This is a genomic window from Microbacterium sp. LMC-P-041, assembly GCF_030209555.1.
Lineage (GTDB): Bacteria > Actinomycetota > Actinomycetes > Actinomycetales > Microbacteriaceae > Microbacterium.
On the sequence record NZ_JARVRV010000002.1, the window covers coordinates 1 to 23,326 of the forward strand.

General features: G+C 67.9%; 24 protein-coding genes and 3 pseudogenes. 10 read left to right on the plus strand and 17 right to left on the minus strand.

Going from position 1 to position 23,326, the window contains the following annotated elements:
* Together QRN21_RS03830 and QRN21_RS03835 are read right to left on the minus strand one after the other, a co-directional pair.
* Positions 1-105 (minus strand): annotated as a pseudogene (locus tag QRN21_RS03830) (flagellin); the annotation flags it as partial.
* A 117-nt stretch (positions 106-222) separates the two neighbouring features.
* Positions 223-1,080 carry a sigma-70 family RNA polymerase sigma factor gene (locus tag QRN21_RS03835; RefSeq protein WP_261987778.1) on the minus strand — a complete coding sequence of 286 codons (858 nt, stop codon included), beginning with the start codon at positions 1,078-1,080 and terminating at the stop codon, positions 223-225.
* A gap of 217 nt (positions 1,081-1,297) precedes the next feature.
* Here QRN21_RS03835 and QRN21_RS03840 point away from each other — a divergent pair.
* The 5 genes and pseudogenes from QRN21_RS03840 to QRN21_RS03860 form a co-directional block, all read left to right on the plus strand.
* Positions 1,298-1,459: pseudogene (locus tag QRN21_RS03840) on the plus strand (manganese catalase family protein); the annotation flags it as partial.
* A complete protein-coding gene (locus tag QRN21_RS03845) occupies positions 1,435-1,818 on the plus strand; it encodes a hypothetical protein (RefSeq protein ID WP_285363385.1) in 384 nt (127 codons plus the stop codon). The pseudogene QRN21_RS03840 and the gene QRN21_RS03845, both read left to right, overlap by 25 nt.
* A 170-nt stretch (positions 1,819-1,988) precedes the next feature.
* On the plus strand, positions 1,989-2,579 hold the full coding sequence (locus QRN21_RS03850) for a sulfite oxidase-like oxidoreductase (protein ID WP_053096353.1): 591 nt from the start codon (positions 1,989-1,991) through the stop codon (positions 2,577-2,579).
* Entirely contained in the window at positions 2,576-3,301 is a 726-nt protein-coding gene (locus QRN21_RS03855) for a ferredoxin reductase (protein WP_350223946.1), read from the plus strand. Before QRN21_RS03850 ends, QRN21_RS03855 begins: the two co-directional genes overlap by 4 nt.
* A complete protein-coding gene (locus QRN21_RS03860) occupies positions 3,301-3,588 on the plus strand; it encodes a DUF6510 family protein (protein WP_285363185.1) in 288 nt (95 codons plus the stop codon). Before QRN21_RS03855 ends, QRN21_RS03860 begins: the two co-directional genes overlap by 1 nt.
* A gap of 22 nt (positions 3,589-3,610) precedes the next feature.
* Here the strand turns inward: QRN21_RS03860 and QRN21_RS03865 are convergent, their stop codons facing one another.
* The 8 genes from QRN21_RS03865 to QRN21_RS03900 form a co-directional block, all read right to left on the minus strand.
* Positions 3,611-3,859, minus strand: coding sequence for a hypothetical protein (locus QRN21_RS03865; RefSeq protein ID WP_285363186.1), 249 nt, complete (start codon positions 3,857-3,859; stop codon positions 3,611-3,613).
* Positions 3,860-3,932: 73 nt separating this feature from the next.
* Positions 3,933-6,311, minus strand: coding sequence for a glycoside hydrolase family 65 protein (locus QRN21_RS03870; RefSeq protein ID WP_285363187.1), 2,379 nt, complete (start codon positions 6,309-6,311; stop codon positions 3,933-3,935).
* Positions 6,312-6,411: 100 nt separating this feature from the next.
* Positions 6,412-6,546: a methionine/alanine import family NSS transporter small subunit gene (locus tag QRN21_RS03875; RefSeq protein ID WP_072591348.1), complete on the minus strand. Its 135-nt coding sequence runs from the start codon at positions 6,544-6,546 to the stop codon at positions 6,412-6,414.
* Positions 6,543-8,180, minus strand: a complete 1,638-nt coding sequence (locus QRN21_RS03880) for a sodium-dependent transporter (protein ID WP_285363188.1) — start codon at positions 8,178-8,180, stop codon at positions 6,543-6,545. Before QRN21_RS03880 ends, QRN21_RS03875 begins: the two co-directional genes overlap by 4 nt.
* Positions 8,181-8,319: 139 nt before the next feature.
* On the minus strand, positions 8,320-8,658 hold the full coding sequence (locus QRN21_RS03885; RefSeq protein ID WP_285363380.1) for a DUF7882 family protein: 339 nt from the start codon (positions 8,656-8,658) through the stop codon (positions 8,320-8,322).
* Positions 8,659-8,844: 186 nt separating this feature from the next.
* Positions 8,845-9,063: a DUF2795 domain-containing protein gene (locus tag QRN21_RS03890; protein WP_187249711.1), complete on the minus strand. Its 219-nt coding sequence runs from the start codon at positions 9,061-9,063 to the stop codon at positions 8,845-8,847.
* An 83-nt stretch (positions 9,064-9,146) separates the two neighbouring features.
* Positions 9,147-9,440: a DUF7882 family protein gene (locus QRN21_RS03895; RefSeq protein ID WP_056278853.1), complete on the minus strand. Its 294-nt coding sequence runs from the start codon at positions 9,438-9,440 to the stop codon at positions 9,147-9,149.
* 70 nt (positions 9,441-9,510) lie between these two features.
* On the minus strand, positions 9,511-9,885 hold the full coding sequence (locus QRN21_RS03900; protein ID WP_056278854.1) for a thiol-disulfide oxidoreductase DCC family protein: 375 nt from the start codon (positions 9,883-9,885) through the stop codon (positions 9,511-9,513).
* A 102-nt stretch (positions 9,886-9,987) separates the two neighbouring features.
* Between QRN21_RS03900 and QRN21_RS03905 the strand changes: the two genes are divergently transcribed.
* Entirely contained in the window at positions 9,988-10,194 is a 207-nt protein-coding gene (locus QRN21_RS03905) for a hypothetical protein (RefSeq protein ID WP_072591351.1), read from the plus strand.
* Between the two features lie 4 nt (positions 10,195-10,198).
* Here QRN21_RS03905 and QRN21_RS03910 read toward each other — a convergent pair.
* Both QRN21_RS03910 and QRN21_RS03915 read right to left on the minus strand, forming a co-directional pair.
* A pseudogene (locus tag QRN21_RS03910) lies at positions 10,199-10,966 on the minus strand (YihY/virulence factor BrkB family protein); the annotation flags it as partial.
* Between the two features lie 53 nt (positions 10,967-11,019).
* Positions 11,020-11,997, minus strand: coding sequence for a Dyp-type peroxidase (locus QRN21_RS03915; protein WP_053096378.1), 978 nt, complete (start codon positions 11,995-11,997; stop codon positions 11,020-11,022).
* A 142-nt stretch (positions 11,998-12,139) separates the two neighbouring features.
* Here QRN21_RS03915 and QRN21_RS03920 point away from each other — a divergent pair, with 142 nt between their 5' ends.
* Both QRN21_RS03920 and QRN21_RS03925 read left to right on the plus strand, forming a co-directional pair.
* Positions 12,140-12,499, plus strand: coding sequence for a UBP-type zinc finger domain-containing protein (locus tag QRN21_RS03920; protein ID WP_053096379.1), 360 nt, complete (start codon positions 12,140-12,142; stop codon positions 12,497-12,499).
* Entirely contained in the window at positions 12,496-13,749 is a 1,254-nt protein-coding gene (locus tag QRN21_RS03925; RefSeq protein ID WP_285363189.1) for an NAD(P)/FAD-dependent oxidoreductase, read from the plus strand. Before QRN21_RS03920 ends, QRN21_RS03925 begins: the two co-directional genes overlap by 4 nt.
* Positions 13,750-13,769: 20 nt before the next feature.
* Here the strand turns inward: QRN21_RS03925 and QRN21_RS03930 are convergent, their stop codons facing one another.
* Genes QRN21_RS03930 through QRN21_RS03940 form a run of 3 tightly spaced genes read right to left on the minus strand, consistent with a single transcriptional unit; the run spans position 13,770 to position 17,359 of the window.
* Positions 13,770-14,981: a cupin domain-containing protein gene (locus tag QRN21_RS03930; RefSeq protein ID WP_285363190.1), complete on the minus strand. Its 1,212-nt coding sequence runs from the start codon at positions 14,979-14,981 to the stop codon at positions 13,770-13,772.
* Entirely contained in the window at positions 14,971-16,644 is a 1,674-nt protein-coding gene (locus QRN21_RS03935; RefSeq protein ID WP_056278859.1) for an MFS transporter, read from the minus strand. Before QRN21_RS03935 ends, QRN21_RS03930 begins: the two co-directional genes overlap by 11 nt.
* Complete coding sequence (locus QRN21_RS03940; RefSeq protein WP_187249719.1) at positions 16,637-17,359, minus strand: alpha/beta hydrolase; 723 nt, start codon at positions 17,357-17,359, stop codon at positions 16,637-16,639. Before QRN21_RS03940 ends, QRN21_RS03935 begins: the two co-directional genes overlap by 8 nt.
* A 233-nt stretch (positions 17,360-17,592) precedes the next feature.
* Here QRN21_RS03940 and QRN21_RS03945 point away from each other — a divergent pair, with 233 nt between their 5' ends.
* Entirely contained in the window at positions 17,593-18,663 is a 1,071-nt protein-coding gene (locus QRN21_RS03945; RefSeq protein WP_056278860.1) for a PucR family transcriptional regulator, read from the plus strand.
* A gap of 21 nt (positions 18,664-18,684) precedes the next feature.
* On the opposite strand, the gene QRN21_RS03950 is transcribed toward QRN21_RS03945, so the two are convergent.
* Positions 18,685-20,976: a helix-turn-helix domain-containing protein gene (locus tag QRN21_RS03950; RefSeq protein ID WP_285363191.1), complete on the minus strand. Its 2,292-nt coding sequence runs from the start codon at positions 20,974-20,976 to the stop codon at positions 18,685-18,687.
* A 62-nt stretch (positions 20,977-21,038) separates the two neighbouring features.
* The gene (locus QRN21_RS03955; protein WP_083569344.1) at positions 21,039-22,292 is read right to left on the minus strand and encodes an MFS transporter; all 1,254 of its coding nucleotides are present in this window, start codon (positions 22,290-22,292) and stop codon (positions 21,039-21,041) included.
* Positions 22,293-22,487: 195 nt separating this feature from the next.
* Between QRN21_RS03955 and QRN21_RS03960 the strand changes: the two genes are divergently transcribed.
* Positions 22,488-23,324: an alpha/beta fold hydrolase gene (locus QRN21_RS03960; protein ID WP_072591362.1), complete on the plus strand. Its 837-nt coding sequence runs from the start codon at positions 22,488-22,490 to the stop codon at positions 23,322-23,324.
* The last annotated feature ends 2 nt before the right edge of the window (positions 23,325-23,326 follow it).

The window sequence follows — 23,326 nt, forward strand, 5'->3', positions numbered from 1 at the left end:
ACCGCTCGAGAGCTTCTCGAGCGACTTCGAGACGTCGTTCTGGTTGACAGAGAGGCTGCGGTACGCGTTGAGTGCACCGACGTTGGTTGCGATCTGAAGACCCATGAGTATTCCTCCGTGGTTATGGGGCTGGACGCGGGCCCATCCGTGGGCCTGCACAACCGACATTCGCGACATCGGCCGCCGGCGTAACCACGGATCCGGAAGATTCCACGGGTCGCGTCACACGGCGGCGAGGAGCTCGCTCGACCGGTCGCGGATCTCGGCGCGGACGGGCCCGAAGAGCGCCTCGAAGAACTCGGCCCTGGCCTTGGTCGATCGGTCACCCGTCGTGCCGTTCTCCCAGGCCTCCATGGCCTCGCGCATCAGTTCGAGACCACGCGAGCGCAGCTTCGACACATAGGCATGACTGACGGCGAGCTCTTCGGCGATGTCCTTCACCATGCGGTCTTCGAGATAGATGCCGCGCACGACCTGCTGCATCGCCGTGGGCAGCGCGTCGACCACTCGGTTCATCATCGCTCGCGTCTCGGACTGCTCGACGGCGTGCTCGGGGAGGATGACGCTGTCGGTGAGATCGACCGCCTGCCGGCCGGTCTCGGCGTCGAAGTGCTCCTCGAAGCTGATCGCGGTGCGCACCATCTCGTCGAGCTTCATCATCTCCGAGACGACCTCGGCGGTGAGCCCCGACTCCCGCGCGAGCTCCGCCGTGCTCGCGGCTCGGCCGGTGCGGGCGAGCACCGTCTCGGCGGCGACTCTCACGCGCTCGATCTTGTCGCGTCCTCGCTCGCCGGCGGGGTCGGCGCGACGCATCTCCGACAGCATCGCCCAGTTGATCTGGCTGCTCGCGAACGCACCGAAAGGAATGCCCCGCGCGGCGTCATACGACATGGCCGCGCGGGCGAGGCCCAGGCGGGCGGCGGAGAGCAGGTCGTCCAGATCGACGTGCGTCGCCGACCGCGCCTTCTCCACAGCCAGGAAGGTGGCGAGCGGCATGTTGTCGCGTGCGAGTTTCTCGGGCGAAGCGGGGGCTTCCGGGGGCTGAGTGGAATCAGCGGAAACAGCAGAACTACTCAGCAATGTGACTCCGTGGCTAGAACAACTGTTTTACGAGTGAAGCTAGCACGAACAACACGTTTATGAGCAGAAAACGCGGAACTCGATCCTCGAGTCGCTCAGTTCTCCGGACCCGGTTCGCGGATTATCCTCGTCGCCCGGCGGTCTGTGAAGCCCTTATCCCGTCGCAGCGAGAACCGGTCTCATGGGCACCCATCACGATCCGACCAGAAAGGCAGCCATGTTCTTCCATCGTCAGGAACTTCAGTTCACCGCCATCCCCGAAGCCCCGGATGCCGTCTACGCCCGAAAGCTCCAGGAGGTCCTGGGCGGCCAGTACGGCGAGATCACGGTCGCCATGCAGTACCAGTTCCAGGCGTGGAACATGCACATCCCCGGCAAGCGTTCCCGAACCCCGGCGCTGAGGACGGCACGGACGTCTCGGTCAAGGTCGAGGCTTTCCCGCAGGTCTTCGCTGCCGGCATCGACCCCGCCATCTCCGAGGTCCTCGCCGTGGCACAGCGCCCCCTCGCAGCCCTTGCGTTCAGCGAGGCCGCACCGGTCGCTGCATGGAAGACCAAGCCTGCCTTCGGCATCGTGTCCGCTGCCGACCACACCATCAACCCGGACGTCGAGCGCTTCGGCTACACTCGCGGCAACTTCCGTCGCGTCATCGAACTCGACGCACCGCACCTCGTGATGCGCGCCCTCCCCCAGGACGTCATCCAGTTCATCGTCGAGGCGGCTGCCGAGGTCGTCTGACCTCTCGAGGGCGGAGACGCCGTCCGGCGCTCTCCGCCCTCGAATGGTGCGACACCGCGCCCCACGGTCCTAGAATCGGGGCGACCCGCGCGTGCCGCGTTCGACACCTGCAGGAGGCGTCCGCCCGTTCAATCGGGTGGAATGAGTGGGACCAACGAAAGAAGGCGATCATGGCTGTGATCTCCCGCGGCTTCGGCGCCCGGCGACGCGAGTCGGATGACCGGCTCCCCCCGGGTCAGTACCTCACCGAGGACTTCCCGGTGCTCTCGGCCGGACCGACACCCCGAGTCGCGACCGACACCTGGGAGTTCGCGGTCGTCGGGCTCGACGGCATTCGCCGCACCTGGTCGTGGGATGAGCTGCAGGCACTGCCGATCGATACGATCACCACCGACATCCACTGCGTGACGCGGTGGTCGAAGCTGGGCACGCAGTGGCGCGGAGTCTCGCTCGATCATCTGCTGCAGGATGCCGGAGACGGCGACTTCACGCGGGTCTTCTCCTACGGCGGGTACACGACGAATGTTCCCCGCGCCGACCTGACCGGCGGCAAGGCGTGGATCGCATTCGAGTTCGAGGGCGAGCCGCTCGCGGCAGAGCACGGCGGCCCCGCCCGGCTTCTCGTCCCCCACCTCTACTTCTGGAAATCCGCGAAGTGGGTCCACGGCCTGGATCTTCTCGAGAACGACGAACCGGGGTTCTGGGAGCAGAACGGATACAACATGTACGGCGATCCGTGGAAAGAGGAGCGTTACTGGTGACCTCGTCGTCGCTGTGGCTTGTCGCCAGTGTCATCGAGGTCCGACGAGCCACACCCCATGGCCGCGTGCTCTCCCTCCGGGTCGACGGGTGGCCGGGGAATCTCGCCGGACAGCACGTCGATGTGCGTTTGACCGCTGAGGACGGCTATCAGGCCGTGCGGTCGTACTCGCTCGCATCGTCCGGAGACGGTGACGTGCTCGAGCTGGCCGTCGACGAGGTGCCGGAGGGCGAGGTCTCTCCGTATCTCGTCGAGGATGTCCGGCCCGGCGACGAGCTGGAGGTCCGCGGTCCGATCGGCGCCTACTTCGTGTGGACCCCTGCCCAGCCCGAGCCCGTTCAGCTCATCGCGGGCGGGTCAGGGATAGTGCCGCTCCTCGCGATGGCCCGGGAGCATGCGCGCTCGGCCAGCTCCGCACCGATGCGGCTCCTGTACGCGGTGCGTTCCGCGGACGACGCTTTCTACGCGGCCGAACTGGGCGATCTCGCCGACGACGCCTTCAGCGTCGACTGGGCGTACAGCCGCTCGGCACCGGTCGGCTTCGCTCGCCCCGCGGGCAGGGTGGATGCCGCGACGCTCGAGGCCTCGACCATCCCCGCCGCCCAGCGCCCCTCGGTATACGTCTGCGGGCCGACCGGCTTCGTCGAGGCGGTCGCCGATCTGCTCGTCGCGGCGGGGCATCCGCCCGACCGCATCCGTACCGAGCGTTTCGGAGGTGCCTGATGAACGCTGCCCACCCCGGCCATCGCACGAGAGTCGACGGCAACGCCGCTGGCGGGATCCTGATCGAAGTGTTCGGCAGGGACATGACCGGTGCTCGGGCCACCTGCACGCGCTGCGATCGCAAGGCCGTGCTCGGCGACGCCGTCGCAGAACTGGATCCGGCCGGCGTGATCCTCTTGTGTCGCGGATGCGGACACACCCTGATGACCTGTATTCAGATCGACGGGCGGTACTCGCTCGATGTCGGGGCTCTGTCCCGCCTGGAGTGGGCCTCCGACGGCGACTAGCTCGCTCGTCGGCGACCGGCGCTCAGACGGGGCCCGAGTCGCATTCGGCGTCGAACACCTCACGGACGTCGTCAGGCTCGAATGCCGTGGTCGCCGTCGGCACAAGCGCCAGAGCACGGGCCCGGATCCCCTCAGCTGCGCCATCATCGTCCTCGATCTGCGGCGACAACTCCGCGTGCGCCACCGCGATCGGCAGCATGGCACCGAGCGTCACCCGCACACTCGACCGACCGCCCGCGGGGCCGACCCGACCACGATGAGGAGCGTCCATGACCAGAACGCGATTCGCATCGATGCGCGACCGATGGTTCGATCCGACAGGACTGTCTCCTCTCTCTGCCACCTCAGGCGCTGAACGCCTCGAGCGCCGGTCGGGGCGCTCGTCCTCGAGGCTGCCGGGGCTGCGGCCCCCGCGACTGCAGTGGTGGAATCCCTCTGGTGACGGGATGTCCGGCGTCGAGCGTCACCTGCTCGTCGTAGTGGGTGATGGTGACCGGGTCGCCTGAGGCGAGCCGATAGGTGGCCTCCGCCTGGCCGACATCGACACGCAGGATGCAGCCGTGGATGCGCACCCCGAACTCGAGCCCGTCGATCTCGGACGGAAGACGCGGGCAGAACCGCAGGCCGCTGTCGCTGTCGCGCATCCCGCCGAAGCCCGCGGTGATGGCCGTCCAGACCCCCGCGAGAGCGGCGACATGAAGCCCCTGACCGGTGTTGCCATGAAGGTCGTCGAGATCGAGAGTCGCGACCTCGGCGAGGTAGTCGAGCGCGAGATCCAGGTGACCGACCTCTGCGGCGACCACGGCCTGCGCCGCCGCCGACAGCGATGAGTCCCGCACGGTGATCGCCTCGTAATACTCGAACGCACGCTCCTTCTGCTCCGCGGTGAACGACTCATGCGAGAAGAACAGGGCGAGCACCAGATCGGCCTGCTTCACGACCTGCTTGCGGTAGAGGTCGAAGTACGGAAAGTGGTCGTGCAGCAGGTATTCGTCCGGCGCCGTCGACTCGAAGTTCCACCGTTCGAGGTCGGTGTAGCCGGCGGACTGCGGGTGCACGCCCCGTTCGTCATCGAAGGGCACCGTCATCGCCGCGGCAGCGAGTTCCCACCTCGCGATCTCGTCGTCTACGACCTCGAGCTCCGACGCGACCTCCGGATGCCGTCGGGCAGCGGCCGCCGCCCCTCGAAGGTTCTTCTGAGCCGCCAGGTTCGTGAAGACGTTGTCGTTCGCGATGGCCGAGTACTCGTCCGGCCCCGTGACGCCGTCGATGTGGAAGCCGCCGTGCGGGTCCCACCGACCGAGCGAGGCCCAGAGGCGAGCGGTCTCGACCAGGATCTCGAGGCCGGCCTCCCGTTCGAAGTCGGCATCGCCCGTCGCCCGCACGTAGTGCAGAACCGCTCCGGCCACATCGGCGTTGATGTGGAACGCGGCCGTGCTGGCAGGCCAGTACCCCGACGACTCTCTGCCGTCGATGGTTCGCCACGGCAACGCGGCACCCTGCAGATGCAGTTGCGCCGCCCTGTCACGAGCGCGGTCGAGTACGGAATGTCGCCATCGCAGCGCCTGCTCGGCGGCGAGCGGGAGGGTCGAGGTGAGGACGGGGAGCACGAACGCCTCGAAGTCCCAGAAGGTGTGCCCCTCGTATCCGGAGCCGGTCAGCCCCTTGCCCGGAACGGATCGCAATTCCATGCGGGTGGAGGCCTGGAACACCTGGAAGATCGCGAAGCGCACGGCCTGCTGCAGCCGTGCCGGTCCGTCGACCCGCACGTCGGCGCACTCCCAGAAGTCGTCCAGCCGTGCCCGTTGATCGGCGACCAGTGCGTCCCATCCGGCCCGCAGCGCGTCGCCGACCGCCGTCTCGGCCCGGTCCCGCAGGGCGGCGGTCGAGAGGTCGGACGAGAACTCATGACCGACGAGCTTGACGATCTCGAGCGTCTCTCCGGCAGCCAGGGATGCGCGCACCGTGGTACGCGCACGGTCGCCCGTCGCATCGACATCCGTCTCGACGCTCGGCTCGTTCCGGGGAGAACCGCTCGCGCGATGGTCCATCGCGACAGCGGTCGTGAGCCCGCTCTTCCTCGTGCGGTGCACGAGGGTGGCGGCACCCGCGCCGGCGGCCGAGGCCACCCCTTCGAGCGGCTCGCTCAGCAGCTCCTGCACCCGGGGGTCGTCGTGCGTGATCGGCAGCGGCTCGTTCGCCAGCAGTTCGGAGATGACGGTGACGTCCGCCGGACCGCCGAGCGCCTGCACACGGTAGTGCACCGCTGCGACGGAGCGGTGCGCGAAGGAGACGATCCTCGTCGACCGGATCCGCACCCGCTGGCCGGTCGGACTGGTCCACTCGACCTCGCGTTCGAGAGTTCCCGCGCGGAAGTCGAGTCGACGGGTGTGCGACGTGAGCGATCCACGACGGACATCGAACGGCTCGTCCCCGACGATCAGCCGGATGAGCTGGCCGTTGGCCGCGTTGATCACGCTCTGCCCGCACTCGGGGTAGCCGTATCCCTCTTCGGCATACGGCATCGGGTGCTCTTCGAAGAGGCCGTTCAGATAGCTTCCCGCGACGCCGCGCGGGTCGCCTTCGTCGAGGTTCCCCCGCCAGCCCACATGACCGTTCGAGAGGCCGAAGACGGACTCCTCATGGGCGAGGTTCTCGACGTCGATGCCGTCGGCACCGATGCTCCACTCGTCGATATCGAATCTCGGCCGCGTCCTGCTCATGGGCTCCTCTTCCGTCGACAGTGCTTCTGGAAGAGAAAGTAGTCAGGATCGAGGAACGTGGGGAGCGGGTTGATTCCCGCTCCCCGTGCAGGTAAGACGGTCAGAGCTCGACGGGCGGCGCCGGCTCCGAATCCGCTGCCTCGGGGTGACGAGCGAGGTTCACGACGGCGGCGATGAGGCCGCCCCAGATCGTGACCATCGCGATAATCATCATGACGACCGCTGTCGTGGTCATGCGCCCGCTCCCTTCTCCGTCGCGTGCGGTTCCGAGGTCGCGATCAGCGGGATCGACGAGGTCTCGGCATCCGGTTCGTAGTCTTCCTCGGTGAGGAACTCGTCGTACTCGGGATCATCCTTGGCGTGGGAGCGGCCGCTCCATGGCAGCGCCGAGAGCAGCAGTGCGATCACGACGAGCGCGATGACCATGCCCCATCCGAAGACGGCGAGGAACCATCCCGGATAGCCGCCGTACGGCTCGGAGATCTTCGAGATCAGCTCGGTGACGAGCAGGTACCCGAGCACGAGGGGCGCGAGCGCGCCGACGAGCAGCATCCACACTCGCCCGACCCGGAAGCTCGACCGACGATCGAGGTGGTCGACGAGTGCCGGCAGCTTGTGCAGCAGCCATGCGACCACGATCACCGCGACCAGTGCGACGGCCATGATGCCGAAGGCATTGACGAAGGCGTCAGCGGTATCGAGCACGGACAGCGCGGTGGTCGTCGAGAACAGTGCCAACGAGACGATCGCGAGCGGGATGGACACCGTGAGCGTCGTGCGGATGCGCGCCCAGCCCAGCTTGTCCTGCAGCGCCGCGACGATCACCTCGAGGATCGAGATGAGCGAGATCACCCCCGCGAAGACCAGCGCTCCGAAGAAGAGGACGCCGATGATCGAGCCGCCTGCCGCCTGAGAGACGATCGTGGGGAAGGCGATGAAGGCCAGGCCGATTCCCGACGACGCGACACCGGCCACCTCGGTCCCCTGTGCCTGCGCCATGAAGCCGAGGGCCGCGAACACGCCGATTCCCGCGAGGATCTCGAAGCCGGAGTTCGCGAACGCCACGACCAGACCGGAACCGGTGAGGTCGGTCTTGCGCTTCAGGTACGACGAGTAGGTCACCATGATGCCGAAGGCCACCGACAGGGAGAAGAAGATGTGGCCGTAGGCCGATGCCCAGACGGCCGGGTCGCCGAGCGCTTCCCAGTTGGGGGTGAAGAAGGCGTTCAGCCCGTCCATGGCGCCCGGCAGGAACAGCGACTGCACCACGAGGATCGCGAACATCACCGTGAGCAGAGGCATCAGGATCATGTTCGCCCGGCCGATCCCGCGCTTCACACCCAGCGCCATGATGACGATGACGATCAGCCAGACCGCCACGAGCGGGAGGCCGACCTGCGGCACGAAGTCCGTCGAGATGCCCACCTCGGCGACATCGGCCGAGCGGAGGAAGTCGATGAAGAAGAAGTCGTTCTCGTTGCCCGGCCCCCAGGTCAGCTGCGCCGAGAACCAGGTGTACATCGCAGCCCACGCGATGATCACCGCGTAGTAGACCGCGATCACCACGCAGATGAGCACCTGCCACCAGCCGAGCGGCTCGGCCCTGCGGTGCATCCGTCGGAAGGCCAACGGCGCGGAGCCGCGGAACCGGTGGCCGATCGCGTAGTCGAAGAAAAGGAGCGGGATTCCGGCAGTGAGAAGCGCACACAGATACGGGATGAGGAACGCCCCGCCTCCGCCTTCGTACGCCACGTAGGGGAATCTCCAGATGTTCCCCAGCCCGACGGCAGAGCCGATCGCAGAGAGGATGAAGACGTTGCGCGAGCCGAAGGCCTCGCGTTTCGGGGTCTGCGTCGTTGCGGTGGCCATGCGCATGAGGTTACCGGAGTCAGCGTGACGAGACGTGGCGATTCTCGTGCCGATCTCTCCGCTCTCGGATCGTCATCAGGATGCGGCGATGCCCGTAAGCACGCCCCGTCTTCGCACCGAGGATCGCGGCAGCTGGCGGCTACAGGTCGGCGGGCACTCCGAGCTTCTCTCCCGATGACAGCTCATCCGGCTCTGCGACCAGGTACAGCCCGGTCGGGGCATTCGCGGTGAATGCGAGCGCATCGACCCACCGCCGGTTGATCGATGTTTGCCTGCTGCCGAGGAACCGATAGACCAGCGCACTCTCCGGGTGCAGCCAGACGGTGGTGCGGCCTCCCCCGATGCTCTGATCCTCGCGCCAGCTGAAGTTGAAGGGCTCGGCTCGTCGGAGCTTCGCGGTGATAACGAGCTGCAGGTGACTGAGCGCGCGATCCTCGATCTCGATCCTGATCGAGCCCTCATAGATGAATCTGCCCATCATGCACCTCCCTGCGGCGCGTGCATGGTGAGTCGCGACGGCGACGATGTATCGGATTCGTGCGGCCACGTGAGCGTCAGTGGCGCGCCGGTGAGGTCGGACATGGTGCCAGGTTAGGAAGACAGCGGGCGCTATCGCAGGGTATTGACAAGTTCGCCCTCACCCTGCGCGGTGCCCGCGGGTCAGTCAGGCGCCATCGAGCGTCTTCAGCACCTCGGCGACTCCGTGATAGTCGCGGGCGGGCAGCTCGTGGATGGCGTCGATGGTCGCGACCTCGAGATGATCGACGACGGCGATCCTCAGCAGATCGTCCTTGGTCGCGGGGTAGTCGATGCTCCGGAGGGTCCGTGCGAGTCTCATGTCGGAGGAGGGGTGGGCGGCAAGCGCATGGGGCGATGGGTTCATGCGGTTCATTCTTCGGACCGCGCGGCCCGAACTTCGCCTCTCTTGACAGCCGACGGGATCCCGATGTAAGTGGTGTGAGCGGCCTACATATCCTCGATCAGCAGTTCTCCGTGAGCGTTGAGGCTGTTCATCATCCGTGACACGCGCTCGGCATCCACGTGAATCGGCTCGACGCTGTCGAACGCCAGGACGAGCGGAATGCTCGGATGAATCCATGCGGTCAGTCGGCCGTCGCGGGAATCGTCTCCCGGGATCCAGGACATCATGAAGCTCTCCTGCCGCCTGAGCTTCGTGCCGACGACGATCTTCATGTGCGCGAGCGTCACATCGTCGATGACGATCGGGTCGAGTGTGCTGTCATACCTGAGGCGTCCCATCCGGCGATGCTAGGTGAGCGCCCGCCCGGGTGAAGGGGCGTTGACAACCGGAGGATCGTCGGGTGCTGTCTCAGGCCCGCGGAAGCGCACAGGCGGCCGTGCCGCCGGGAAGACGGTGTCGGAAGCGCGCGATCAGCGAATAGCCCAGCGCAGCGACCCAGGAGAACGGGGGCGTGACGAGGAGCACGCCGGCGAAGCGCAGCAGCCGGGATCGCTGCATGCGGAGCAATCCTGCGAAGGCAGCATGTCCGCGCATCCGACGCGCGCCGACCAGCAGCCACGCGTAGCGGGTGACATCCGCGGAACTCAGTCCGATTTCATCGAGGTCGAGCCATTGCCACGGCTGAGCCTCGGGAAACCTGCCGAGCCAGCGTTCGAGTCGTTGCACCCACGTGGTGCAGAACGCGCAATCGCCGTCATAGACGAGAAGTGGCCGGGCGTGCATGGAATCGACCCTACGCCTCACCGGAGAGCAGTCGCCCACCACATCATCCTTTCGATGACAAGCCCCTGGTCGCCCACGTCACCGGTGGCGGAGCCTGTAGGCATGAGCCACCCAGACGACATCAAGCAACCGCTCGACCATCTGCCTCCTCTCGACGAGCGAGACAAGGCCGTCGAGATCGACGAGCCGCACTATCCGACGTCCGAAGCGGGGCCGACCGGACCCGCGCACGTGTCTCCCGATACCGCCGCGGAGCCCGACAAGCCGAACCGGCACGGCGTGGACAAGCTTCCGCCGACCGCACGCTGATCGGTCATCGACGGTCGGCCCCGTCGGATTCGCGGTGCCCCGATTCTGCATCGGCATGCTCGCGGATGCGGCGGGCCTCGTCGATGTCCTGCCGCTCCTTCTCTGCGGCCTTGTCGCTCTTGCGTGTGTCCCTCGGAGGAAGGCGGATCTCCCGCTCTGCGGCGATGCCCGCCTGCAGTTGGCGACCTCGCTCGAGTTCGGCGTCGAACTCCGCTCCGACGAGAAGCGCCAGGTTGGCGATCCACAGCCACAGCAGGAACACCACGATGCCCGCGAGGGAGCCGTAAGTGCGGTCGTAGTTCGAGAAGTTCGCCACATAGAAGGCGAAGCCCGCCGTGGCGACAGCCAGCACGATGATCGCGAGAAGCGCCCCGAGGCTGATCCACCGGAAGCGCGGCTGCTTCGCGTTGGGAGTGGCGTAGTAGAGGATCGCGACGGCGAGGACGACGATGAACCCCAACAGAGGCCACTTCGCGATCGACCAGATGGCCTGAGGCACGGTGCCGAGTCCGAGTGAGTCGCCGATGGCTCGTGTGACCGGCCCCGACACCACCAGGATGATCGCCGCGATGACGAACAGCACGATGGTGATCACCGTCACGAGCAGCTGTGCAGGCTTGAGCTTCCAGAACGGTCGCCCCTCGTCGATCTCGTAGATGCGGTTCATCGCTCGACTGAAGGCACCGACGTACCCGGACGCCGACCAGACGGCGAGCAGGATGCCGCTGATCAGCGCGAACCCGGCGGCCGGCGAGTCCGCGACCTGTTCAACGCTACGCGCGTGCGGCGCGAGATGGGAGGTGACTCTTGTCCGCTCGTCTGCCGTCAGATGCGCTGCACGGGCATCGGCTCGTCGGCGAGCCCGCTGAGGAAGTCCGCGGACGGCGCGAAGAAGGTGCTGCCGGTCGTGGCGCGGGAGAAGTCCAGGAGTCGGTCGTACGCGCCGGGCGGGTCACCGATGAACATGTTCTCGAGCATCTTCTCGATGACCCACAGGTAGCGCGAGTATCCGATGAAGTAGGTGCCGAAGGACGACGAGCCCGGGCTGCCGAAAGGCATGTTGTCACGAAGGATGTCGTGCTCGACACCGTCGACCACGATCGTGGCGAGGGTCTTGTGGGACTTCTGCCCGACGGCCGCATCGTCGAGCTCGACGTTGTCGGCCTTCTTGCGGCCGATCACGGCCTCCTGCTGCTCGGTCGTCAGCGCCTGCCACTGACCGAGGTCGTGCAGATATCGCTGGACGACGACGTAGCTGCCTCCGACGTGATCACCGTCCTCTGCGCCCACCAGCGTCGACTCGGCGACGGCGTTCCCCACCGGGTTCGCCGTCCCGTCGACGAAGCCGAGCAGGTCGCGCACGTCGAAATACCGGAATCCCGAGGTCTCGTCGACCACGGTCACGGCGTCGCCCAGCACGTCGAGCAGCTGGCGCTCGAACTCGAACACGAGATCCTGGCGGTTCGCACGGATATGGAAGAGGAGATCCCCGGGCGTGCCCGGCGCGGTGTGCACCGGGCCGACGACCGGTGCGAAGGGGTGCAGCTCGGCCGGAACCCGGCGCGCGGTGAGGCGCGGCCACGCCGCGGCTCCGATGCCGACAGTGCACGACAGCATCGCGTCGAGATCACGGAATCCGACGTTCTTCACGAGGTCATCGATACCGGCGATCGCGTCGCGCGCGGTCGACGCGGCATCCGCTCCGTCAGCGATCTGCAACACGAGGAACGTCGCGCTGGACGTCAGCGGCGCATCGACCTTCTGCGATTCGATCGGGACCCGGCGGGAGGAAGAGGTGCTCACCTCCCCGAACCTAGAGGATGTCGACGAGCACGGCTTCGACGGGTGTCGAAGGAACATGAGGACTCCCGCGGGCACCCTTGAGTACGACACGGAATCCCGACATCATGACCCCGACGGCATACCGACGACAGGAGATGCACCCATGAGCGACGTCAGCGACTTCATCCGGGCGGACGTTCCCCCCTCCGGCCCGGGGTGTCTGGACTGCGAGGCGATCGGCTCGTGGTGGCTACATCTGCGCCGGTGCGCCTACTGCGGGCACATCGGATGCTGCGACGACTCCTTGCACAAGCATGCGACGAAGCACGCGCACACGAGCGGCCATCGAGTGATCCAGAGCTTCGAGCCCGGTGAGGACTGGTTCTGGGACTTCGGCACCGAGACAGCCTTCGACGGTCCCGTCCTCGCTCCCCCGCACAGCCATCCGCGGTCGCAGACCACCCCCGGCCCGGCTGAGCGCGTGCCTGCGGACTGGCAGGAGCAGCTCGCAGGCGACGCGTGACCGAGGCACCCGACCAGCGGTCGCCCCTGCGTCTCATCGCCGACGCCGACGGGCCGCAGGCTTTCGCGTTGCGCGACTATCTGACCCGCAGCGAGGTTCCGTTCCTGCCGATCATGGTTCCCCGAGGTGCCGCCGCGGCGGCAGGAATCGACCTGACCGGCAGGCGGCTACCGCTGGTCGTCCTTCCCGAAGGCGCCGTGTTGGAGGACCCGAATCCCGAGCAGGTCGCTGCGGCTCTCGGCTGGGTGAAGCCTCCGGCGCAGTCGACGTACGACCTCATCATCTACGGAGCAGGACCCGCCGGACTCTCGGCCGCCGTCTACGCGGCATCCGAGGGTCTCAGCGTCGCCGTCGTAGAGCGCGACGCCGTCGGCGGGCAGGCCGGTTTCAGCAGCCTCATCGAGAACTACCTCGGTTTCCCCGGGGGGATCTCCGGGGCGGAGCTCGCCGAGCGCGCCCGCCGGCAGGCGCTCTCCTTCGGCGCCGAACTCATCGTCATGAGGTACGGCATCGCCCGCACGTTCAGGGACCACGACGTGCGGGCTCGGCTCGCCGACGGGTCGGAGATCCATGCACGCGCGGCGCTCTGCGCCACCGGCGTGCAGTGGCGCAGACTCGGCCTCGACGGCGAGCAGGGCTTCCGCGGTGCCGGCATCTACTACGGCGCGGGCACCAGCGAAGCCTCCGCCTGCGTCGGTCAGCACGTGTACGTCGTCGGCGGCGCCAACTCCGCAGGACAGGCGGCCATGAACCTCGCGGCCCACGCGGCGCACGTCACTGTCGTCGTCCGCGGCCCCTCGCTCTCGTCGACCATGTCGGCCTATCTGCTCGACCGGCTCGCCGCGCAGAGCAACGTCACCATCCTCGTCCACTCCCGCGTCGTCGCGGTCGACGGAGACGAGCATCTGCGGGAGATCACCCTCGACCAGGCGGGCAGGACCACACGCGTGCCCGCGACCCACCTGTTCGTCTGCATCGGCGGGGCTCCCAACACCGAGTGGGCGGCGACGACGGATGTGCAGCTCGACAGTCGCGGGTTCCTGCTCACCGGCGTGGACCTCTCCTCCGACGACCTGCAGAAGTGGCCGCTGGATCGCTCGCCCTACTACCTCGAGACATCCGTGCCCGGGATCTTCGCTGCCGGCGATGTCCGTGCGAACTCCGTCAAGCGCGTCGCATCCGCCGTCGGCGAGGGCGCGATGGCCGTCACCCTCATCCACCGATACCTCGCCGAAGGCGCTCAACGCTGATCGCGCTCGGAGGGCGCTGATCAGCGCAGAGGAGTGATGCCCTGTGCTCCTCGGGGGAACGTCGCCAGCACCGCGGGGTCGATGTTCAGATGGGCGGAGACGAGCTGCGGGGGCACGTGGGAGAGCCAGTTCGCGAGCGAGATCTCCTCGTACTTGTCGGTGCGGAACACCTCGAGGAACTGCAGCACGTCGTCACCGGTGTTCTCGATGTAGTGCCCGAAGTTCTTCCGCACCACCCCCACATCGCCCGCGCGGAAGTCGGTCGTGTTCGCATGCGGGCCGGTGTTGAACACGGTCATGCGGGCGGAGCCGCGCAGGTAGTACTGCCATTCGTCGGCGTTCGGGTGCCAGTGCAGCTCGCGCATCGACCCCGGCTCGACCGTCACGAGGGCTGCAGCGACGGTGCTGGAGTAGGCGTAGTTGGTGGAGTCGGCGATCTGGATGGATCCACCGGTGTTCTCATACAGCGGCTTCGAGCGCGACAGTCGGAAGATGACCGGTTCCATGCCCCATTCCACGCCCGCGGCGGCCTGGTCGATGTCGAGCGCGGGTGGTTCTTCGCCGGGGAAGATCCAGAGGTTGTGCAGCGGGATGTCGGAGAAGACCGACTGCGCGACGCCGAAGTTCTTCGCGAGGACCTCGGGCGGGGTGTGTGCGAACCAGTCGGTCAGCAGCAGTGTGTTCGACTCGGACTGGTCGCCGTCGTCGAACGCGAGCACGAACTCCGCGCCGTCAGGGCCGAGGCCCTGCAGGGAGTGCGGGGTGCCGGCGGGGAAGAACCACAGGTCGCCCTCCTCCACGTCCTCTACGGCGGGGAGACCCGAGCGGCTGAGCGTCGTGACCCGTGCCTTGCCCCGGGTCATCACGGCCCATTCGGCGGTCTGGTGCCAGTGCAGTTCGCGGATGCCGCCCGGCTCGAGGTACATGTTCACTCCGGCGATCTCGTCGGAGATGTGGAAGTCCTGCTTGGTGAGCTCCCGCGCCCAGCCGCCGCGCTGCACGCGGCGGGGTGAGATGTTGAACGAGGACCAGAAGAACGGCTGCGTGCTGATGTCGGTGGCCGGCGCGTGCATCTGGTTCGGGAACTGCGACTCGATGACCTCGTTCTGCGGACCGGTCATCGTGTTGCTCTGCGGGCGGTCGGCGATGTTCACCTCGCCCTCCTGCGGCAGATCGGGGTCGCCCAGCGACGGGATCTCGGGGTGAGTGGTGGGGTTGTCGTCACGTTCCATGCGGGATGCTCCGTCTCTTGTCGCGGGTGCGGCGCTTCTCGACGCCGCGGTGGTGAGGCAGGGGGATGGCGAGCAGGTGCGTCACCTCGAGCTCCTGGGTGCTCATCGCGCGCGCACGGGCGATCTGCTGGGCGTCGAACTCGGTGGTGCGACCTTCGTGTTGACTCACGTGCTCGCGCCACGAGCCGACGGAGTACGCCTCGATGACCGACCCCGGGTCGTCGGCGTCGACGTACACCTGCCACCCCCGCGCCCCCGTCCGCAGACGGGTCTGCTGCACGCCGGTCATCGTGTCGAGGAACTCCTGTCTCCGCTCGACCGGAATGCGATACCGGATGACCACCAGAACGGGCGCGTCGTCAGCACCGTCCGGGCGGGGCCGGTCCTCGACCCCCGGCACCTCCACGATGCCGCGGCCGATGCCGCTCGTCGCCGGCATGGGCCACACGAGCAGGGAGAGTCCGCCCAGGCCGCAGAGGATCCCGGCCCCGATGACCACGAGCCCGGGATCCCACACGGACGCGAGCACGCCCGCGCCCGCAGACCCGGCGGCCGTGCAGCCGAAGAGGACGAGCTGGTAGAACGACAGGCCGCGCGTACGCACCCAGACGGGCAGGAACGCCTGCACCGTGCCGTTGATGGTCGCGATCACCCCGATCCAGGCGAGACCGGTCGCCACGAGCGCCGGAAAGGTGATCCACAGGGTCGGCGAGGTCACGAGGACCACGAGTCCCGCCCCGAAGACCACGGACGAGGTCAGCACCACACCGTTGACCGCTGCGACGCGCCGCGCCCACGGAAGCACGAACGCACCGACGATCGATCCTGCTCCCAGCGCTGCCAGCAGAAGGCCGTAGCCACTCGCAGAGAACCCGAGCGAGTTCTTGGCGATGGTCGGCAGCAGCGCCCAGAGCGCGTTCGCCGGTATCAGGAAGACGGCGAGCCGCAGCAGGATGCGGCGGACGATCCGCGAGTGGCGGATGTAGCGGATGCCGGCCCGCGTCGCATCGACGAAGGGCTCGGGCCGAGCCACCGGCGGACTGTAGGTCTTCCAGAAGAGCAGCACGCCCAGGAACACCAGGAAGGAGAGCGCATTGAGCAGGAAGACCGCCGCGACGCCGAACTGGGCGACCACGAGGCCGGCGATCGCCGGTCCCACCGCGCGGGCGATGTTCACGCCGATCGAGGAGAGGCTCGCCGCATCGATCAGGAGCTTCGGTGGCACGATGTCCGGCACGAGTGCCTGGAATGCCGGCAGCTGGATGGCCGAGACCGTCCCCAGCACGAACGTCGACGCCAGCAGGATGGTCGTGGTCGTCTGGCCGACCGCGGTCAGATACGTGAGACCCAGCACGACGGCGAGTTGGACCGTCTGCGACCAGAGAAGGACGCGCCGACGGTTGAGGAACTCGCCGATGACGCCGGCCGGGATCGCGAACAGGAGCACGGGCGCTGCCGATGCCGTCTGCACGAGCGCGACGAGCAGCGGCGAGCTGTCGTCCTGCACCAGGAGCCATTGAGCGCCGACGGTCTGCATCCAGCTGCCGATGTTGCTGACGATCGATGCCAGCCACACCAGGCGGAAGATCGGGACGGCGAGCGGCGCGAACCCCGCCGTCCAACCGGGGCGGGGGTCGACAGCATTCCCCTGCTGCTCAGCCACGGGTCTCGATCTCGTCGAGGATGCTGTCGATGAACCGCACGATCTCCGCGGCGTGCGTCTGCGTGACCAGGTGCGGTGCGTCCAGCTCCCTCACCGCTCGACATCCCGCTCGCCGATATCCGAAGCGCTGGAGGTGCGGGCTGATGAGACGGTCGTGAGTCGCCACGACGCCCCAGCTCGGCGTCACGCTCCAGCCCGCGCCGGACGCCCGCTCGGCGAACACGGAGTCGGAGATCGGGCGCTGTGAGACCGCGAGGACTCCCGATTCGTCGGCGGGAAGGCCCTGCGCGAGAAGGCGCGCGAATTGGTCGGGTGCGACGGTCAGCTCCGTTCGCCGTGCGCCGTCTTCACCCGGGAACACGGTGGCCACGAGATGCGCGGATGCCTCTGCCGGCGCGAAGAGGTCTCGCATCTCGGCGATGCTCTCGCCCCGTTCCAGCGCATAGCCCGCGATGAAGAGCAGCCCTGAGACGTTCGCCGCCTCGCCGACGACCGTGATGACGGCCGCGCCATACCCGTGTCCGACGAGCAGCACCTCTCCGTCGACGTGCTCGACGATCGTGCGGATGTAGTCGCAGTCGCCGCGGAAGCTGCGGCCGGTCACCGGAGGAGCGAGCACCCGGTGTCCGCCGTCTAGCAGGCGGAGCACGACCGGCCACCAACCGGATGCGTCGAGGAAGGCTCCGTGCACGAGGACGACCGTGCTGCTGCTCATCATCGCGTCACCTCGTGTCCCTTCGTCCGCTGAATACGAATCTATGAACCGTCAGACTCACGACCATGCGACAGGAGTCGAAGACGGTCGTTCCTCACTTCTGCCTGCTTTCCGCCTGGTGCGGCTGCTCGGAAGACGCTTCTATGGGGCGTACTCGAGTTCGGTGGATGTGACGTCCGCATCCATCGACGCAGAGCGACACGGTGAGCCCATCCCCCGCACAGGAGCGACCCATGACGATCAGCGATACGACGACCCCCGCAGCCTCGACGGCGCTGTCGGAGATCGCCCTCCAACTCGCAGCATCCCTGCACCGCCGAGTGGTCGTGCACGAGTTCGGTCCGGCGGCGTCCGACGGCGGGCTGTCCGCATCACCTCAGGCATCCGCCTCGCTCCTCTCCGTTCCGGTGCATGACGACGGTGTCCCGGTCGCCGTCATCGAGATCGACCTCGGAGATGGGCCGCAGCTCACGGCGAGCGAGTTCGAGGCGATCGATGCGGCCGTCGCCCTCACCCGTATCGCCCTGCGCAGGGCCCCTGGCTCGTCGCGTGTCGATCGAGAGTCGATCCTGGTCGATCTGCTGCACGCCGACGAGTCCGTGCGTCGCGGCGCCTTCGCGCACGCCGTCCAGCAGCGGTGGCTCCGGCCGGGCCCCGGCACGGTCGCTCGAGCCGTCCTCATCGATGCGACGGTGAGCGATGTCGACCGCATCGCCTTCGGACGCCACCTGACGCACCTCCGGCCCGTGCCGGCTCATTTCATCGGGCTGGAGCGCGGTGTCGTCCTGCTCGTGGGACAGCCGTCCGACAACGGCCTCACCGACCTCCTCCTCGACGAGGCGGCGAGACGCGGCATCCGCATTCTCGGAATCGGCACCGCGTCCCCTGCGCAGGGCGCGTCGGACCTGCGCAGCGCCGCCGATGAGGCCGTCATCGCCGCCTCTCTCGCGGCCGCCCTCCCGCAGTTCCACCCCTCGGTCGACTCGAGCGCTCTCGGCGGATGGCGGCTGCTCGCCTCGGCGTCAGCCGATCCGGCAGCACTCCGGATCATCTCGCCCGCCGCGCATGCGCTCTACTCCCAACGAGACGATAGCCAGCGGGTGACCGTCGAGACGTATCTCGACGTGGGTGCGAACGTCGTCGCGGCATGCCGCATCCTGTTCGTCCATCGGACTACGCTCTACTACCGGCTCGAGCGTCTGCCCGAGGTGGTCAGAGAGGCGCTCGACGACGGCGTCGCGCGCAGCACTCTCCATCTTGCGTTGAAGCTCATCAGGCTCTGGGAGTCGACCGGCCGCCTGTGACCGCGGGACCCCGCCGGACGATCACGCTGCATCGCCCTCTGAACCGGGTGCGCGAGACGTGCCGATGAGCGACACCTCCCGGCGCACTCTGTCGAAGATGAACGCCTCGCTGCTCCCCGGCCCCAGCATGGCCAGAGCCTCATCCGCCTCGGCGATCGCAGCCTCGCCGTCGCCCGCGTGGATCAGCGCACGGATGTGTCGGCGCATCATCAGCAGCACACGGGTGTCGTCCTTGAGCGATCGTGCGATCTCGATGCCCAGCGCGCCGACTCGGACCGCGTCCTCGTGTCGTCCGACGGCGACATAGGCGTCGACGAGGTCGAGGCACGCCGCGAACTGCGTGACGATGCTGGTCAGACTGTCCGTGGTCTCGGCGGATCGGACGCGCGCGAGCGTCGCCTCCGTCTCGGGGATCGACTCGAGGTACTTGCCGCGTCGGGCCTTGACCATCGACGAGAGCACCTGCGCGTTCTCCGCCCCTGTCGTCTCCTGAGCCGCGCGAAAGGCGACCATGGCGGCCGCGGCCGCCTCGTCGGCCTCGACGAGACGATCCAGCGTCCAGCTCGCCCACCCGATGTAGTAGTGCGCCCAGCCCTGCTGCGCGGCATCACCCGCGCGGGTGGCCGCCTCCAGCGCGGCATGCCCGGTGAGCACCGCGTGCGCCCGGTCACCGACCTCGACGATCTCCGCCCACGCGACGTACCCCAGCTGCGCGGCTTCTGCTCTCGGGTCGCCCAGCCTCTTCGCCGCCGCAGCCGCGAGAGAGAAGAATCGATGCCAGTGTCCCCACGTGATCCAGATGTCGGAGTACCAGTGCAGCGCATCCGCGACGTCGCAGACCATCGCGTCCTCGCCGAGCTCCGCTGCCTCCGCATACGCCGGCCACCAGTGCTCGACCTCCTCGCGGATCCACACCGCGGCGGCCTCGGCATCGATGAAGCTGCGGCCGTTGCGTGAGACTGCGCTCGCATCCCTTCCCGGTTCGTACCAGGCGCCTGCGCGCTCCAGACTCCCCAGCAGCCACGCGCGGACATGGGCGTGCCGCCGTGCGATCTCATCGGATCCGACAGCATCGCGCAGCTTGCCCAGCCCGAAGAGACGCATCAGGTCGTGCAGACGGTAGCGGTCGCCACCACGCGCCTCGAGCATTCCCAGGTCCGTGAGGTCGTCCAGCCGTCGCTCCACCTCGGCCACATCTGACGATCGCACGGCAGCCGCGGCGAGATGGGCCCCGAAGGTGCGACCGTCGATGAGCGAGATCCACCGGAACAGCGCGGCAGTGCGCGGGTCCAGCTCCTCGTAGGAGAGAGAGATGGCCGCTTCCACGGCCAGGTCACCGGCGACGAGCATGCGCAGCCTGTCCTCCGACGTGCGCAGGCGGCTCAGGAGATCGGCGGCCGTCCATGAGGGGCGACTGGCGATGCGGTTGCCGACCACTCGAAGCGCGAGGGGCACGTCGTCGCACAGGGCCGCGATCTCACTCAGCGCGTCCAGATCGGAGGCATCGTCATGCGGGATGAGACGACCGAGGAACGCGATGCTCTCGTCCCGCTGCAGGGGCCCGAGCCGCAGGCGCCGCACCCCTTCGAGGCCTGCGAGACTGCGGCGCGATGTCACGACCACGACATCCCCCGCGCAGATCGACAGGATCGGACGGATCTGCGCCTCGTTCGCGACGTTGTCGAGCAGCACCTGGACGGGAGCCTCTGCGACCGCTGCCCGCCATTCCGTTCGCGCCGTCGCCAGATCAGCAGGCGGCTTCTGCTCCGCTCCGGGGAGCTGCCGCAGCATGGCGGTGACCACCTGGAGCGGTGTCAGCGGAGACGAGCTGAAGCCGTCCAGCCCCACGAAGACCAGCGGACGGCGGTCGGCCTCTCCTCCACGCGAAAGGATCTCGACGGCGCCGGTCGTCTTGCCGATTCCCGGCGCGCCGCTGATGACCAGCGCCGGTCGCTGCCGATCTGCGGGCTGAGGGCCGTGCAGGATGCGAAGTGCTTCATCGATCTCGGCCTGCCGGCCCGAGAAGTCGAACACCCGGTGCGGGGCTATGGCCCCCGCGGGCTCTGTCGCGACGGCGGCACGGGGCCGGGCACGCGCAGCGCGGAGGAACGCATGCTGATCGGCCACATCGAGTCCGAGTCCGTCCGCGAGCGCATCGACGGTGCGCCGTTGCGGCGAGACGCTCGCTCCGCGTTCGAGGTCGCCGATCGTGCGCACGCTCACCCCGGATCGAGACGCGAGCGCTTCGAGAGTCAGGTTCTGGCCCACCCGCAACGAGCGCAGCATCAGCCCGAAGGGTGAGGGTTGTGTCACGACGTCCGCCTTTCGCTGATCTCAGCTTGGCAGGTCTCGTCGGCGGGTTGATGGCGCGCCGGTTACGGGGCGGTTTCGTCGGGACCGGACACTGCACGTCCGGCCCTCGCGCCGGGCTCCTGACCGACGAGCGCGCGACGCATGACGACCGCCGCCGAGACGGTCGCGACCGACACGATCGAGATGAAGACGAGGAGCACCGTGGTCTGCGATGCGAACGTGAGGATCACTCCGATCGCGAGCACCGGAAGCGCGAGGCCGCAGTAGGCGATGAGGAAGACCAGCGCGAGCGTCTCCCCCCGTCGTCCCGGCTCGGCGAGACCCGCGGCCGTCGCGACCGACGACTTGAACAGCAGCCCGACACCGACGCCTGCGACGACGCCTCCGAAGAGGAACACCGCGAGCGACGGCACCAGCGTTCCTGCGGCGACGGCGACGAGCCCGCATGCGCAGCAGACGGCCGCGACCGTCAGCTGGATGCGCAGCGGCACCCGAGCGAGAGCCACCTGGCCGGTTGCCGCGGCAGCGAACACCGAGCACGCGGTGATCCCGGCGAGAAGGTGGTCATGCTCGCCGAACGTGCTGATGAGGATGGTGGGCGCGAGAGAGGTGAACAGGCCGAACAGGGCGAATCCGGCGAATGCTCCGAAGCCCGCGGCGATGAATGCCGCCCTCGATCGCGGCGGTGCGGCTATGCGTTGCGGCCTGTACCGTCTCGGCTCGCCGGGTGGTGTCACCGTCTCCGGGACACCGGAGACCGCGATGGCGGCCGCGATGAGCACCACGAGGAAGACCGCGTGCGGCAGCACCAGCGGCGCGGGCAGGAACTCGGCGAACAGACCGCCGATCAGCGGTCCGAGCGCCAGTCCGCCGAGATTGGCGGCACCCGCCACGGATGCGGCCACGATCGCGTTCTCGCTGGGGCGCGCCTGGGCCCGCAGCTCACCCAGATGCGCGGTGGCGGTGGCGGTGAGGATGCCGACGCTCGCGCCGTTCACCAGCCTCGCGGCGAGCAGTCCCGGCACCTCGTGCCATGCGAGGAACAGGACGGCGCTGAGAGCCGCGATGAGGATCGCGATCACCAGCATCCGCCGTCGCCCCATCCAGTCGCTGACATGCCCGAGCAGGAAGAGGCTGAGCACGACGCCGACGGCGAAGGCCGCGAAGATCAGGGTGATCACCGAGACCGGGAACCCGTCGACCTCCTGGTACAGCGGGTACAGAGGGGTCGGCACGGTCGCGTACGCCATCACGAGCAGGAAGGCGGAGGCGACCACCCAGAATCCCGCCCCGTGCGAGATCCGGGAGTTCGACATGGTCGAGACGCTATCGATGCGGCCTCGACGCCGCACCGGACAGATGTCGAAAACGGCGGGGACGGATTCTGGACAGATGTCGAGCGCGCCGTGAGGACGGACGGGTTAGCGTGGTCGCGCTCCCACGAAGCTGACGTGGGGCGTTCGACAGTCGTCCTGATCTCTCTCGGGACGGCGGAAACCTGGAGGCTGATCATGGCGTTCGTGACCACGGATGATGGCGCAGAGATCTACTACAAGGACTGGGGCAGCCCCGACGCGCAGCCCATCATGTTCCACCACGGCTGGCCGCTCTCGTCCGACGACTGGGATGCGCAGATGCTGTTCTTCCTCGACAAGGGCTACCGCGTCATCGCGAGCGACCGCCGGGGCCACGGAAGGTCGTCGCAGATCGGCACCGGCCATGACATGGACCACTACGCCAGCGACGCCTCGGCCGTCGTCGAGCACCTCGACCTCCGCAACGCCATCCACATCGGGCACTCGACGGGCGGCGGCCAGGTCGCGCGCTACGTCGCGCAGTACGGACAGCCGCAGGGCCGCGTCGCCAAGGCGGTGCTCGTCTCGTCGGTGCCGCCGCTGATGGTGCAGACCGACAGCAACCCCGAGGGCACCCCGATCTCGGTCTTCGACGGCTTCCGCGAGGCACTCGCCGCGAATCGCGCCGAGTTCTTCCAGGCTGTCGCCTCCGGGCCCTTCTACGGCTTCAACCGTGATGGTGTCACGCTGTCGCAGCCCGTGGTCGACAACTGGTGGCGACAGGGCATGACGGGCAGCGCCCTCGCTCACTACGAGGGGATCAAGGCCTTCTCCGAGACGGACCAGACCGAAGACCTCACGGCGATCACCGTTCCGGTCCTCGTGATCCAGGGCGACGACGACCAGGTCGTGCCGTACAAGGATGCCGCTCTGAAGCAGGCGGAGCTCCTGAGCGACTCGACCCTGAAGATCTACCCCGGGTTCCCCCACGGCATGCTGACGACGCACGCCGATGTGATCAACCCCGACATCCTCGCCTTCATCCAGCAGTAGCC